A 14,041-nucleotide genomic window follows, 5' to 3' on the forward strand; every position below is an offset into this window, starting at 1 on the left:
TCGAGTAATGTGCAAATTTGTTTACTCAATAGTTAAATACCAACCATATTTGATTGGTTGTTTTAGGGAACTCTAAGAATTTTTTGATGTTGAAGAGTTCATTGTTTCAAATAACGGGAGAAAAATATGAACCAGAATCCATTATCAGACTTGATCCCAGATCATGTTTACGAAATTTTAGAATCTCGTAAGCTGCTAAATCAGAAAACACTTCGAGACCATATAATTCGTAAAAGATTTATGGAGTTAAAAACAACTAAATTAAGTGTTACTGAGGCAATTGAAAAAATACGTGCCGATTATCCCTACTTGCAATCAGACACAATTAGAAAGATTGTGTATCATATTGGAAAATAGTCTTCTTGACATTACATTTTTTGAAGTTTAATTTAAGGACGCAATTACATAATATAAGGTAAGTTGATGTCGAAAATACGGTCAAGTTCTAAAGAACAAAAAAAGAAAGAGATTGTTTTCAGAGATTATTGGGGCACAAAAAATTTTGCTTTATTAGGCCTTGGTATGTTGATGATATTAGCGGGATTTATTTTTATGGCGCAAGGAAGTTGGGATAGTAATTCATCTCTCAATATTGCGCCAATTTTACTTTTTATTGCTTATATCATCGTTATTCCGATTGCAATTCTCAAAAAAAACGATTAATCCGATAAATGTATTTAGCAAAAGTTGTTGGTAATATTGTTTCCACTCAGAAGAATGTATTTTTGAAAGGTCACAAACTTCTGGTGTGTAAGCAAATTAGTTTGGATGGGCAATTTACTGATAACAAAGATGTAATATCACTGGATACTTTGGATGCAGGTATAGGGGATAGAGTAATTATTGCTCAGGAGGGGGATGCCGTTCAGCAAATTCTGGGGAATAAAAGCACACCGGTAAATACAATGATTATCGCGATTGTAGATAATATCGAAATTAATGAAGATAATAAAACGTGAATGATTTAAATGAACTTGCTTATCTCAAACTTTTAAGTTCAACAGAAAATATCGGTCCTCAAAAAATTCTAGCTCTCAAGTCACACTTTAAGTCATTTGAAAACATATACGCTTCAACTCTTTCCGAAATTATAAAAGTTGAAGGAATCCACACAAGTTCCGCATTGAATATCATTAAAAACAAACCCCATTTTGAATCTACGAAAAAGATTCTCTCCAATGAACTAGATCAACTCAAAAAGCAGGGGGCGAGATTAATAACGTATTGGGAAGATGAATACCCCTCAATATTGAGAAATATTTACTATCCCCCGATACTATTATATTTAAAAGGAAGCGCTAAATTAAATTATGGTTCCAAAATTGCTATAGTGGGAACCCGAACGCCTACTAACTATGGCAGAATTCAAGCTGAAAATTTTGCCGCTGATCTTGTAGAAAACAACTTAATAATTGTGAGTGGGCTGGCTAGAGGAATTGATTCCGCATCTCATAACAGCGCCCTTAAAAAAGGGGGACAAACATTCGCGGTAATAGGCTCGGGACTGGATGTAATTTATCCATCAGAGAATAAAAAATTGTTCGAGCAAATCTGCGAAAACGGATTAGTAATTAGCGAATATGAATTAGGAACTAAACCCGATGCTCAAAACTTTCCAAAAAGAAATAGAATAATAAGCGGGTTAAGTATTGCCACTCTGGTTATCGAAACAAGAATTAATGGTGGAGCTATTCAAACCGCGAATTATGCTTATGACCAGGATCGTGAAGTATTTGCAGTACCAGGAAATGTCAATTCACAATTTAGTGATGGCTGTAATTATTTAATTAAAAAGAATATCGCAAGATTGGTAACATCAGTCCATGATATTTTAGAGGAACTGAATATTAAACTTGATCAAAAATCAGTTTCAAAATTGCAGCCAGAATTAGATCTAAATTTATTCGAAGCAAAAACTTTATCGGTTCTTTCGGATGAGCCAATTTATATTGACGATATTGCGGAAAAAACTGAGATGGCAACTTCTGATTGTCTTGTAAATTTATTAACACTCGAATTTAAGGGAGTTGTAAAGCAGTTTCCGGGGAAAATGTTTGTAAGAATTTAAAATATTAATTTAATCACCTTTAAAAAACTAGTACTTCTTTTTCCCATTCCACAGCATTTTCAATCTTTCCAAAATAGCTTTTTCCGAACCATTGCTGGTAGGAATATAGTACTGTTTATTTTTTATCTGATCTGGTAAATAATCCTCGAGCACAAAATGATTTTCAAAATCGTGAGGATATTTATAGTTCTTCCCATAATCTAAATTTTTCATTAATGAAGTTGGAGCATTCCTAAGGTGCATTGGAACCGGAAATTGGGATAATGCTTTAACATCACCCAATGCTTTATCTATTGCAAGGTAAGCTGAATTACTTTTTACAGAACTAGCTAAGTAAGTTGCACATTGAGATAAAATAATTCTTGATTCGGGCATCCCTATTTTTTCAATAGCTTGAAAAGTGGCTACAGCAAGAAGTAAAGCGTTAGGAGAGGCATTTCCAATATCTTCTGATGCAAAAATTATCATTCTTCTGGCAATAAAAAGCGGGTCTTCTCCCCCTTCTATCATTCTCGCAAGCCAGTAAACAGCAGCATCGGGATCGGAACCCCGCATACTTTTAATAAATGCTGAAATTATATTAAAATGTTCTTCACCACTTTTATCGTAAAGAATATTTTTTTGTTGAAGAATTTTTTCAATGAGCGGATTATCAATTATTATTTCATCCTTTTCTTTTTCATGAAGAACGGCCGCTTCAACAATATTGAGGAGAACACGCGCATCTCCGCCGGAAGAGATAATTATAAATTGTTCATCATCTATTCTAATTCTTTTATTTTTTAAGTATTCATCATTTTCGAGTGCATGCTTTAAAATGTTAGATAGATCATCGCTTGAAAGCTGTTCCAAAACAAAAATGCGAACTCTTGATCTTAAAGCCGGAATTACTTCAAATGATGGATTTTCGGTTGTAGCGCCGATTAATACTAACTCCCCCGATTCAACACTCGAGAGAAGAGCATCTTGCTGTGATTTATTGAATCTATGAATTTCATCAATAAATAAAATTGTGCGCTGATTATGATCTAAGTTTAGTTTGGCTCTTTCAATAATTTGACGCACATCTTTAACGCCGGCTGACACCGCATTGATTTGATAAAATTGAGAATTGGTTGTTTGAGCGATAATTCTGGCAAGTGTAGTTTTACCGCTTCCAGGAGGCCCCCAAAAGATCATTGATTGAATTGAATCTGCTTCAATCATTCTTCTCAACGGTTCATCAATTCCAACCAATTTTGATTGACCGAAGAATTGTTCTAGATTTTTGGGACGGCACCTCTCTGCTAAAGGTAAATAATTATTTGTGGGATCACTTTGCATCAGTTCTCATCAATTTTAATAACATTTTCATCCGGAAATTTCATGTCGTACCTTTCTCTCGCAACTTTTTCAATTTTTTCTTGGCTGGTTTGAAGTGAATCAATTTCCTGCTGAAGTGATTTCAATTTTTGGTCGGCACTGTCAATTCGAATCTGAAGCTCATGAATTTCATTTTTAAGTTTCATAAACTTTATAAAACCATTGTCATTGAATACCAAGTACCCAATTACCAGAAGAAATAATAGCCCGATAACAATTCTTACAACAAGATTCTTTTTCATCTTTTTATGAAAGTGCGTCTTTGAGAATTATATCTATTAATTCATTAAAAGATAAACCCGCGCATTTTGCCATTTTAGGTACAAGACTTGTACTAGTCATCCCGGGCAAATTATTTACTTCAAGGACATAGGCTTCACTTTTTTCGTTAACCCGGAAATCAACCCTCGAATAAGTTTTACAACCTAAAGCTTTGAACGCGAGGAGAGCTTGCTTCTGAAGATACTGAGAAAGTTCATCAGGTATATCTGCTGGTACAATATAGTCAGTCATTCCGGGAGTATATTTTGATTCATAGTCATAAAAACCGGAATGCGGAATTATCTCCAGAACCGGGTATGTTTTATTTTTTATTACTGCGACTGTCAGTTCCCTACCCGGAATAAATTCTTCAATCAAAATTTTTGATGAATACTTAAACGCTTCAACTACAGCTGAATCAATTTCTGATTCATCTTTGCATTTTGATAATCCAATTGTGGAACCGGAATCATTCGGTTTTACAATACATGGATAAAATATTTTTTCTTTTATTAAAGATTTTATATCAGATAGATTGTAATTACCTTTTTCCAGATCAATCCAATTTGGAGTTAACACCCCAAAATGTCTGAACATTATTTTAGAATATATTTTATCCATCGCAATTGCGCTGGCAAGAATTGATGAACCGGTATATTTAATTCCTCTTAACTCAAGTAGCGATTGCAATGCACCATCCTCACCCCACTTTCCATGCAATCCAATAAAAACAGCGTCAATATTATCAAATAATGGAGAGGCAACTAACTTTACATAATTTTCATCATTCAAAACACCTTTATCTTCCACTGCAAAATAATCGTCAATATTTGCAAGTTGATCAACTCCAAGTCCGGGATCAAACACTTTTACGTTATATCCTAGTTCAGTTAAAGCAATGTATATGGATTTGGAACTAGCTTTTGAGACTTGCCTTTCCGGAGATGTACCTCCTACAAGTAGTGCAATATTTAACTTATTCTTATACATAATTTAGCCGGAGTTTATTTGTTAGAGTTAGTAATTCTTTCAATCAATTTTAAACTTTCCAACGCATCTTGAGCGATTGAATAATCGGGTTGCTTTTTTAAGAACATTTTTTGTACCGCCTTCAGCATATAAACAGTTCGGTTTCCTCTTTTCCGAAAAACTTTACGGGCTTCACCCGGAAAGTTGATCACTAAATTAGTAATTGCACCATTCTTTCCCATCATACTTTCAATACTGAGTGAGCCATTATAGCCAAAGATGTCAATTATACTATGAGGTTTTTTATCAGAATAAAAAACATTGAATTGCCCATATCCTCCCTTTTCAAATTTTAGAATAGCCGCAGAAAAATCTTCTACTTCGCTATTATGTACAATATTATCTGAAAATGATTTAAAGTCTGTGATGTTACCTCCCAAAAAACGAAGTCCATCAATAACTTGAGAACCAACATCAATTAATACTCCACCGCCGCTGAGTTCTTTATTAAATCTAAAAGTTTGACCTGGTGATACTTCAATATTGGAAGATGCTGAGATTGAAAAAATTTTTCCAAGAATTTGGAGATTGAGTAATTCTTTTGCTTTAAGTACTAGGGGGTGAAATCGGTGTGAGTAATTAACCATTAAGTGCACACCATTTTTTTTACAAGCGTCAATCATTTCGGATGCATGAACTGAAGTAATTGCGATTGGCCTTTCACAAAGTATATTTAACTTTGATTCCGCCGCCTTTATTGCCTGCCAGTAATGATTTGCATTAGCGCTTGAAATATAGACAGCATCAATTCCACTCTTTAAGAATTTATCAAAATCATCGAATGCATTTGGTATTCCATACTTTGATGAAAGATTTTTCGCTCTATAAAAATCTCCACTGTACAAAGAAACTACTTTACTTCTTCTCAGAAATTGAAAAGCGGGTAACAAATTATTCTCAGCAAATATTCCGCATCCTGCAATTCCCCACTTAATTTTTTTTGGCAGTGCTTTTCTTAATAACGATTTTGATGTTATCATAATTTTATAGTTTTAATTTTTTCATTAACATATTAATAGGTTTTGAATTTTGCATAATGTAAAAATGTAATGCTGGTACATTTGCGTTTAATAATTCTTCAACTTGCTTTAATGCCCAATTCACACCAATTTCCTGAACATGTTCATTTTTTGCAGAGTTAATTTCTTCAGCCAATTCAGCCGGAATATCAATAAAAAAGTTTTTAGGAATATTAGTCAATTGAAGTTTACTGGTGATAATTTTTATTCCCGGTATTATTGGAGCTGTAATCCCCTCTTTCCTGCATAAATCCAAATAATTAAAAAATGATTTGTTATCATAAAACATTTGAGTAACTATATATGATGCGCCGGCTTCAATTTTTGCTTTAGTATATTTAATATCGGTTAACAAATTTGGCGCTTCAAAATGTTTTTCCGGATATCCGCTTATTCCAACACAAAAATCCATCGGATCTGCATCAAGCAATCCATCTTCAAGATACTTCCCCTTATTTACTTTAACAATCTGGCTTACTAAATCAACAGCAAATCTATTTAAACTACGCCCAAACTTTAATGGTTTACGGAAACCATTATCATCTCCTCTGATTGCAAGTACATTATCAATTCCCAGATAGTGCAACTCAATTAGGAAATCTTCCGTTTCCTCTCTTGTAAAACCTTCACATAAAACATGAGGAACCGCATCAATATTATATTTATTTTGAATTAAAGCGCATATCCCAAGTGTACCCGGACGCTTTCGCTTAACTCGCATTTCAACATGTCCGCCACTTGTTTCTTCATAAATTACTTCTGCGGCATGACTCGTTATATCAATAAATGGAGGATGATAAACGACTATATCTTCCAATAAATTTAATAACTGTTTTACATTACCACCCCTTTTGGGAGGAATAATTTCAAAACTTATTAACGTGTCTTTAGCTTTTTCAAGATGTTCAATTACTTTCATATATATCCTTTTTATTGCCCACTTAATTTAATGTTTTACGATTAAAAGTACTTTTTAATTTGCGGTTATTGTTATCTTACTTTTACTCTTCTGAATAAATCGATTTTCATTTATATCCAGCTTAATATATTTCCCCTTACGCCACTTGTCTGTCATATCGGAATAATGGCTACTCATAAAATTACCCGATTGCCCTGTTGGCAAAATAAAATGAATAATTTCGGGGTCACCAAAATCATAAATGTACCGCATCGAAGGACCTAAAATGTTTTCAAATTTTGTAGTAACTGGAATTTCATCATCAGAATTTGATAGATATCGGAATGAATATTCGGTATTAAAAATTGTTGTACCATCTCCTCCAATCGGGTAAGGACCAATATTAATAATCTTGTCCAAAAAATCTGATTTACCGGAAAACATATGTTTAAAGGTTACAGTATGAAGATTTCCCCATTGCCAATCGGCTATATTTTTTCCAAAATGTTTTTCCAGATAAGTAGTTGCCTCACTTAAACTGTTCCGGATGATTTCATCCCGAGTTTCGATTTCAGCAGTATTTATATTATCAAGAAATGTGGATGAATTTGCCTCCAATATTTCTAATAATTTTCTGTATGGGACATTAGCAACAAATACATATTGACTGAATAGCTCTTTTCCAAGTTCATCTTCAAAAATATTTTTAATTAAGAATTTTAGGAATACATTATATATAGCGGGTAATTGACTTCCAGAATTCATTTCATAGTTCCATGAGTCGAGCAATTTTATTACATCTCTTAAATTATTATCATTAATTCTAACGTTCTGAAATGCGGGTTTAATAAACCCGATAATTTTCTGAGAATAAGGGGAAATCAAATCATTCTGATATGTTTTGAAATCTTTAACATTATGTTTTGATTTAGAAGATAATAGCTGCGTGATCCTTTCAATTCTGCTAGATGGTTCCCACAAATTTGAAATATGGTGAGGAAAATTTTTTAATGTTTTATTATTTGCCGATGCAATAAAATTTTGAGCGGGATTAAACAATATGGGCATCTCTCCGTAAGGGACAAAACCTTTCCAATCGTTTGATGAAGTTGTTCCATTATAAACTAATGTTGGACTGGCATTCGAGCGAACAGGTAATTTGGAGGCACAGATATAACCAATATTGTTTTTATTATCCCCATATACAAAATTTTGACCAGGTACTGTGAAGTGAGAGAGAGCCAGTTTAAATTCTTCCCAATTACTTGCCTTATTTATCATTAATAGTGAAAATAAATCATCAGAAAATTCCAGACCGGTCCACCTCATGCTCAATGCGGCATTATTTTTTGATCCTGGATACAATACATTATAGGGATGAGAATCAGTAATAAGTGGCCCACGATGATTTTCTCTAATATCTAATAATTCATCCCCTCCATTTTTCACTTTTATTATTTCTTTACGAGATTTAAGATTTCTCCAATTGCCATCAATTAAATATTTAGTGCCCGAGGTATCTATCTGCTCAGCATAAAAATCAGCGTCATCTGCCATAACATTTGTTACCACCCATGAAATGTTTTGATTCTTTCCAATTATCACGGCAGGTATTCCGGGAAGAGAAAACCCTTCAACTTTCCATGTTGGTGAACTTACCATTATAAAGAACCACTTCCCCGGTGCCGAAAAAGCCAGATGCGGATCATTAGCAACAATTGGTTTTGCGGAACTCGACATCGAATTATTAACAACCCAATTATTCGAACCTATGTGCGTCCCAATAAAACCGGTGAACTCTCTAAACTTTCTATCTGTGTTAATAATCTCAGTCTTAATAGTAGCTATGTTTTTAAATTCTGAAGGAATAATAGTGGGTGCGTTCTGTGGGAAATCTGGTAGCAACTGTCTTGCCTTCTCCTCTCCAATTTTTTGAATGATCGCGGAAAATGCGACATCCGTCCACCAGCTTATGTTAAGCTCCCAACCTAGTAGTTTGCCAATTACCAATGAATGCTCGGGCTTCCAATTATATGGTTCGTAACCAAGAATGCCAAACTCGGGTTGATATTTCCCTTTATTTTCTTTTATGAAATGATTCACTCCATCGGCGTATGATTTAAGTATTTTTTTTGTTAAAGGATTAAGCCGGTCGTAGTTATTCTTTACATTATTATAAATTCCGATCGTTTTAAACATTTTATCGAATGATAAAGTTGAAGTACCAAATATCTCACTTAATCTTCCCTCGCCTGCTCTGCGGGCAACATCCATTTGAAATAATCTATCCTGAGCATGAACATAGCCAATGCCAAATGCGGCATCTTCATCATTTAATGCAACTATTAGAGGAATGGCTGAAGAATCACGATAAACCGTAATTGAAGATTTAAGAGATTCAGAGTTAGTCTCACCATCATACTCTGGGACAGTTCTATTTAGCATCCAATATGAAATGGAAAAAATTACAATAATGATTGCAACAACAGATGCTACTATTCCTATAAATACCTTTAAAAATTTATTCATCGTAAAACCACTATATTAGTACTCAAAAATAAACATTTGATTTGCCCCGTAAAATATTATTTAACTAAGTTGAAATATAAATATTAATTAATTGTGATTAAAAGATGAATGAAATTATTCTAGTTATCAGTCTCATCATTCTTGTTCTGCTGATCATCTCTCTCCTCCTTCAACGAAAAAGAAGTAGTCCTGCTGAACTAATTGAACTTAAGAACGAATTTGAAAGATTAGATCGTTCATTCCGAGATGAAATTACAAGAACAAGGGAGGAAAATTCCCGTTCTCAAAAGGACCAGAGAGAAGAGATTAATTCTTCTATTTTAAAGCTTGGTGAACAAATCAGTTCAACAATCGGAGAACTTGCAAAACGTCAAATCGAGCAATTAGAGATTTTCGAGAGTAGATTAAATACATTAACTACTACCAACGAACAAAAATTTGATAAGCTTCAGGAGAAAGTTGAATTTAATTTGAGAGAAATGCTCGATCAAAATTCCAAAAAATTAGAGGAGATGAGACAAACTGTTGATGAAAAATTACATTCTACTTTAGAAAAAAGATTGGGTGAATCTTTCAAATTAGTTAGTGAACGTTTAGAGGCTGTTAGAGAAGGCTTAGGCGAGATGAGAAATTTGGCCGTTGGTGTTGGGGATCTGAAAAAAGTATTGACTAATGTAAAAACCAGAGGTACTTGGGGAGAAATTCAACTTCAAAATTTAATTGAACAGATTTTAACTCCCGACCAGTATGTGAAAAATTATTCAACCAAAAAAGGAAGTAACGATAGAGTGGAATTCGCGATCAAGATGCCTGGGCGTAGCGAAAATAAAGATGGATTTTGCTGGCTTCCAATTGACGCTAAATTCCCGATGGAAGATTATCAAAGACTAGCAACCGCACAAGATCTAGTTGATGTTCTGCTCATCGAAGAGGCCGGGAAAGCACTGGAAAATAGAATTAAATTGGAAGCTAAATCAATTTATGATAAGTATATCGATCCACCAAATACAACAGACGTAGCTCTTTTATTTCTTCCGGTTGAGGGACTTTTCGCGGAAATTTTACGCCGCCCCGGTTTATTTGAAAAGCTGCAAAATGATTATAAGGTGATTATAACCGGACCTACAACTCTGACTGCAATCTTGAATAGTCTCCAAATGGGTTTTAAAACATTAGCCATTGAAAAGCGTTCGAGTGAAGTTTGGACCCTGCTCGGTGCCGTAAAAAATGAATTTGTAAAGTTTGGAGATATTCTTGAAAAAACACAAGAAAAATTACGCCAGGCAAGTGATACGATTGATTCAGCAAAAGTTCGATCGAGAGCGATAGAAAGAAGATTACGCGATGTTCAGGAATTACCTTCTAGTGAGCAAACTAATTTGATTGAATAAATTTTAAACCATTCAAAAGCTTTTTGCTTATAAAATGAACTGAAATAACAATTTTTAGCCATTCACCGACAAATACCCGCCATTCACCGATTTTCTATTAATAGTGGTAAACTATCTCAATAGATTTGCCGTCGAAATTACTGAACAAAAAGGAATTGTAAAATGAATACTCCAAAACTGCACGGAAGAATTATCGCTGGGATTATTTTAATTCTTGTCGGCGCATTTTTCTTTTTAGATAACTACGATTTAATTTATATACCATCCCACTTTATCAGGTGGCAATATTTATTGATCATCGTAGGACTACTTTACTTGGGACTTGCGCATAATAAAACAGCCGGGATTATATTAGTAGCAATAGGTGTTTTTGGGTTATACCCCGGTTTATGGCCATTAATTTTTGTATTGATAGGCGTTAAGATTATTTGGGGTAGACGGCTTTCTGTATTAAGAATGCGCCATCCTTTAAATGATATTGATGCAAACGAGAGTAATTATATTGATCAGATAAATTTATTTGGCGGAGGGAAAAAATTCCTAACAACTGATCAATTTAAAGGGGGAAGTATAATTTCAATTTTCGGTGGTTCAGAAGTTAATATGCAGAATTGCCAATTGGCAGAGGGAGTTAATACGCTTGAGGTAACTTCGATATTCGGTGGATCTACATTAATTATGCCTGCTGACTGGAACATTGAAGTTGATGTACTACCTCTATTCGGAGGATTTAGTGACAATAGAATAAAAGACCCGAATGCAAAGTTTATAAATGATAAAAAATTAATTATTAAGGGTGTAGCTTTATTTGGCGGTGGTGAAATTAAAACATCTTATTAGGAGATAACTAAAATGAATAATAATAATGCAAAAGTAATTCTGGGAGCTATATTTATTGGTTTAGGAATCTTATTGATAGCTGATAATCTCAATATTTTCTTTTTTGATATTCAGCCATTAATATTTTCGTGGCGTACTATTTTAATAATATTGGGTATTGTTTTTATCGCTAATAATAAGAATAGAACTTTAGGAATAATATTTCTTTTTATTGGAGGTTGGGGATATGCAAAGGATTTTCTAAACGACCAGTTAGGCATTTATTTTTCTGATCTTTGGCCAATCCTATTATTAATTGCTGGACTCTGGCTGATTTTTAATAAAAACGGTAAAGGAAAAACTATTCAGTTTCAAGATCCATTAGGAAATAATCCAAGCGCCACTGAAAGTAATGAACAGAAAATAAATTCATTTAATAGTGCTTATATCAGTGATCAGATTGATGAATCAGCAATATTTGCGGGCATCGAAAAATCAATTGATTCACAAAATTTCCGGGGCGGTAAAATTACATCAATTTTCGGAAGCTGTGAACTTGACTTAACGAGATGTAAATTAGCTCCGGGTGAAAACATTTTAGAACTTACAACACTTTTTGGCTCTACCGAATTACGAGTACCAACCGATTGGAAAATTATTACCTCGGTTACATCGGTATTTGGCGGTTTCGACGATAAACGATTTATGAACTTTCAACAAGCAACAACAAATTCGATACTTGTAATAAAAGGCTCCATCATTTTTGGTGGCGGCGAATTGAAGAGTTAGGATAATCATGTCCAATCCATTTCTTAGAAATAAAAAGATTTTATCTGTGTATTACCCAATATGGATTGCCCTATTTTTAATTCATATGAGTCTGCTCAGCTACTTTGTAAACGTTTCATTAATGAGCGCCGCTCTGGATTCTCTAATTTCTAATGGTTTGTATTTATTTATTGGTATTGGAATTTGGTATACAGTAAAATTTAATTCTATTGAGAATTATTCATCGAATAAAATATTGATTAATCATGTTACCGGCAGTATTCTCACATCTGCAATTTGGATTTTATCAATTTATTTTATTTTGAATCCCGTATTCTCAGATAATAAAACATATCTCCTTTTTCTGGAATCATCATTAATTTGGCGATTTCTGATTGGAATACTTTTTTACGCAGTCTTTGCCGCTATTTATTATGTTATTATTTACTACAATAACTTTCAAGAAAAATTATTGAAAGAATCTGAATTGAATGCTTTAGTAAAAGAAGCCGAGTTGAGTGCGCTAAAGTATCAGATTAATCCCCACTTCATTTTTAATAGCTTAAATTCAATTAGTTCACTTACTCTCAGCAATCCTAAACTTGCCCGGGAAATGACGATTAAATTGTCTTCATTTATGAGGAATACGATCTCAAAGAATGAAAAACAGAAAAAACCGTTGAGAGAAGAAATAAGTAACGCCAAACTTTATCTCGAGATTGAAAAAATCAGGTTCGCCGATAAATTTGAGTTTAATGATGAAATTAGTGAGGAGTGCGGCGCCATTGAAGTTCCGGGAATGATTCTTCAACCATTAATGGAAAATGCAATTAAACATGGTGTTTATGAAAGTCTGGCAAAAGTTATAATAAAACTTTATTGCCGTGATGAAAATGACTACTTTGTTATTGTAGTAGAAAATAACTTTGACCCGGAATCGGTTCCCAAAAAAGGTGAAGGGATTGGATTAAAAAATATTCGCAGCCGATTGAAGTTAATTTATAATTATGATAATCTATTAAGAACAGAACAAGAAAAAAATACTTTTAGAGCATCAATATTTATCCCTAAAATTTGAAAATGAGTGAAAAAATAAGAACAATAATTATTGACGATGAATCTCTGGCAAGAGATATAATTAAAAACTATTTGAAAAAATATGAACAAATAGTACTTATTGAAGAGTGTTCGAATGGATTTGACGGAGTGAAAGCTATTAACGAACTAAAACCGGATTTAGTTTTCCTTGACATTCAGATGCCTAAACTTACCGGTTTTGAAATGCTTGAGTTAATAGATCATTACCCGGCAATTATTTTCACTACAGCTTTCGACCAATTTGCCATAAAAGCATTTGAGGTTAATGCAACGGACTATCTACTGAAACCATTTTCTGAAGAAAGATTTGCCGAAGCGCTTTCGAGAATTAAAAATAAATTGGATCGTGAACCAGGATCACAAAAACAAATTGAAGAACTGAGCAATTTTAAAGAAAAACCGGATGAATATTTAGAACGTATTGCGGTAAAATCAGCTCAAAAAATTTCAGTAGTTCAATGCCAAAAAATTAAATTTTTTGAAGCTCAAGATGATTTTGTAATGATTTATACCGACGATTCAAAATACTTAAAGAAACAAACACTAAAGTATTTTGAAGAAAATCTAGATCCCGCTCAATTTATTAGAATTCACCGCTCATACATAATAAACAGCTTATTTATTAAACAGATTGAACTGTTTGAAAAGGAATCTTATAAACTAATTTTAACGGATGGATCAAAGCTACCAATAAGCAAAACCGGATACCAAAAATTAAAAGAACTTTTATCCTAGTTTTGAATTTCCCGAATATAAAATTGAACTTTGAGCAGCCACTCTTTATATTTGATTATCAAAC

15 protein-coding genes are annotated in these 14,041 nt (G+C 33.4%); 9 read left to right on the forward strand and 6 right to left on the reverse strand.

All coding sequences use genetic code 11. The features are described from left to right. The first annotated feature begins 126 nt into the window (after nt 1–126). The 4 genes from KF816_12980 (at nt 127) to dprA (ending at nt 2,068) form a co-directional block, all read left to right on the forward strand. Complete coding sequence (locus tag KF816_12980; protein ID MBX3008924.1) at nt 127–357, forward strand: hypothetical protein; 231 nt, start codon at nt 127–129, stop codon at nt 355–357. A 66-nt stretch (nt 358–423) separates the two neighbouring features. Next, the gene (locus KF816_12985; GenBank protein ID MBX3008925.1) at nt 424–663 is read left to right on the forward strand and encodes a hypothetical protein; all 240 of its coding nucleotides are present in this window, start codon (nt 424–426) and stop codon (nt 661–663) included. Between the two features lie 8 nt (nt 664–671). Continuing rightward, nucleotides 672–959: a EutN/CcmL family microcompartment protein gene (locus tag KF816_12990; GenBank protein MBX3008926.1), complete on the forward strand. Its 288-nt coding sequence runs from the start codon at nt 672–674 to the stop codon at nt 957–959. Then, nucleotides 956–2,068, forward strand: a complete 1,113-nt coding sequence (gene dprA, locus KF816_12995; protein MBX3008927.1) for a DNA-processing protein DprA — start codon at nt 956–958, stop codon at nt 2,066–2,068. The genes KF816_12990 and dprA overlap by 4 nt, the downstream gene beginning before the upstream one ends. A 27-nt stretch (nt 2,069–2,095) precedes the next feature. Here the strand turns inward: dprA and KF816_13000 are convergent, their stop codons facing one another. The 6 genes from KF816_13000 to KF816_13025 are packed head-to-tail and all read right to left on the reverse strand — an operon-like array spanning nt 2,096 to nt 9,166. Further along, nucleotides 2,096–3,391 carry a replication-associated recombination protein A gene (locus tag KF816_13000; GenBank protein MBX3008928.1) on the reverse strand — a complete coding sequence of 432 codons (1,296 nt, stop codon included), beginning with the start codon at nt 3,389–3,391 and terminating at the stop codon, nt 2,096–2,098. Continuing rightward, a complete protein-coding gene (locus KF816_13005; protein MBX3008929.1) occupies nt 3,391–3,672 on the reverse strand; it encodes a septum formation initiator family protein in 282 nt (93 codons plus the stop codon). Before KF816_13005 ends, KF816_13000 begins: the two co-directional genes overlap by 1 nt. 4 nt (nt 3,673–3,676) lie before the next feature. Next, nucleotides 3,677–4,681, reverse strand: a complete 1,005-nt coding sequence (locus tag KF816_13010) for a D-alanine--D-alanine ligase (GenBank protein MBX3008930.1) — start codon at nt 4,679–4,681, stop codon at nt 3,677–3,679. 14 nt (nt 4,682–4,695) lie between these two features. Continuing rightward, on the reverse strand, nt 4,696–5,700 hold the full coding sequence (locus KF816_13015) for a Gfo/Idh/MocA family oxidoreductase (protein MBX3008931.1): 1,005 nt from the start codon (nt 5,698–5,700) through the stop codon (nt 4,696–4,698). A gap of 4 nt (nt 5,701–5,704) precedes the next feature. Continuing rightward, nucleotides 5,705–6,658, reverse strand: a complete 954-nt coding sequence (locus KF816_13020; protein MBX3008932.1) for a methylenetetrahydrofolate reductase — start codon at nt 6,656–6,658, stop codon at nt 5,705–5,707. A 54-nt stretch (nt 6,659–6,712) separates the two neighbouring features. Next, nucleotides 6,713–9,166 carry a penicillin acylase family protein gene (locus tag KF816_13025; GenBank protein MBX3008933.1) on the reverse strand — a complete coding sequence of 818 codons (2,454 nt, stop codon included), beginning with the start codon at nt 9,164–9,166 and terminating at the stop codon, nt 6,713–6,715. Nucleotides 9,167–9,270: 104 nt separating this feature from the next. Here KF816_13025 and rmuC point away from each other — a divergent pair, with 104 nt between their 5' ends. The 5 genes from rmuC to KF816_13050 all read left to right on the forward strand — a co-directional run bounded on the left by rmuC (nt 9,271) and on the right by KF816_13050 (nt 13,977). Further along, nucleotides 9,271–10,557 (forward strand): DNA recombination protein RmuC, encoded by a 1,287-nt coding sequence (gene rmuC / locus KF816_13030; protein MBX3008934.1) that lies wholly within the window; start codon nt 9,271–9,273, stop codon nt 10,555–10,557. 162 nt (nt 10,558–10,719) lie between these two features. Beyond that, nucleotides 10,720–11,397, forward strand: coding sequence for a hypothetical protein (locus KF816_13035; GenBank protein ID MBX3008935.1), 678 nt, complete (start codon nt 10,720–10,722; stop codon nt 11,395–11,397). Between the two features lie 12 nt (nt 11,398–11,409). After that, the gene (locus KF816_13040) at nt 11,410–12,165 is read left to right on the forward strand and encodes a hypothetical protein (GenBank protein MBX3008936.1); all 756 of its coding nucleotides are present in this window, start codon (nt 11,410–11,412) and stop codon (nt 12,163–12,165) included. Nucleotides 12,166–12,172: 7 nt separating this feature from the next. After that, on the forward strand, nt 12,173–13,222 hold the full coding sequence (locus tag KF816_13045; protein ID MBX3008937.1) for a histidine kinase: 1,050 nt from the start codon (nt 12,173–12,175) through the stop codon (nt 13,220–13,222). A 2-nt stretch (nt 13,223–13,224) separates the two neighbouring features. Continuing rightward, nucleotides 13,225–13,977 (forward strand): LytTR family transcriptional regulator DNA-binding domain-containing protein, encoded by a 753-nt coding sequence (locus KF816_13050; protein ID MBX3008938.1) that lies wholly within the window; start codon nt 13,225–13,227, stop codon nt 13,975–13,977. Nucleotides 13,978–14,041 lie beyond the last annotated feature (64 nt).

Source organism: Melioribacteraceae bacterium (assembly GCA_019638015.1).
In the GTDB taxonomy this organism is placed as follows: domain Bacteria; phylum Bacteroidota; class Ignavibacteria; order Ignavibacteriales; family Melioribacteraceae; genus JAHBUP01.

Bases quoted from the DNA above. Each gene is read 5' to 3' on its own strand.
- KF816_12980 (MBX3008924.1), top strand. From the start codon at position 127: ATGAACCAGAATCCATTATCAGACTTGATCCCAGATCATGTTTACGAA.
- KF816_13000 (MBX3008928.1), bottom strand. From the start codon at position 3,391: ATGCAAAGTGATCCCACAAATAATTATTTACCTTTAGCAGAGAGGTGC.
- KF816_13005 (MBX3008929.1), bottom strand. From the start codon at position 3,672: ATGAAAAAGAATCTTGTTGTAAGAATTGTTATCGGGCTATTATTTCTT.
- rmuC (MBX3008934.1), top strand. From the start codon at position 9,271: ATGAATGAAATTATTCTAGTTATCAGTCTCATCATTCTTGTTCTGCTG.
- KF816_13045 (MBX3008937.1), top strand. From the start codon at position 12,173: ATGTCCAATCCATTTCTTAGAAATAAAAAGATTTTATCTGTGTATTAC.
- KF816_13015 (MBX3008931.1), bottom strand. From the start codon at position 5,700: ATGATAACATCAAAATCGTTATTAAGAAAAGCACTGCCAAAAAAAATT.
- KF816_13050 (MBX3008938.1), top strand. From the start codon at position 13,225: ATGAGTGAAAAAATAAGAACAATAATTATTGACGATGAATCTCTGGCA.
- KF816_13025 (MBX3008933.1), bottom strand. From the start codon at position 9,166: ATGAATAAATTTTTAAAGGTATTTATAGGAATAGTAGCATCTGTTGTT.
- KF816_13035 (MBX3008935.1), top strand. From the start codon at position 10,720: ATGAATACTCCAAAACTGCACGGAAGAATTATCGCTGGGATTATTTTA.
- KF816_13040 (MBX3008936.1), top strand. From the start codon at position 11,410: ATGAATAATAATAATGCAAAAGTAATTCTGGGAGCTATATTTATTGGT.
- KF816_12985 (MBX3008925.1), top strand. From the start codon at position 424: ATGTCGAAAATACGGTCAAGTTCTAAAGAACAAAAAAAGAAAGAGATT.
- KF816_12990 (MBX3008926.1), top strand. From the start codon at position 672: ATGTATTTAGCAAAAGTTGTTGGTAATATTGTTTCCACTCAGAAGAAT.
- KF816_13020 (MBX3008932.1), bottom strand. From the start codon at position 6,658: ATGAAAGTAATTGAACATCTTGAAAAAGCTAAAGACACGTTAATAAGT.
- KF816_13010 (MBX3008930.1), bottom strand. From the start codon at position 4,681: ATGTATAAGAATAAGTTAAATATTGCACTACTTGTAGGAGGTACATCT.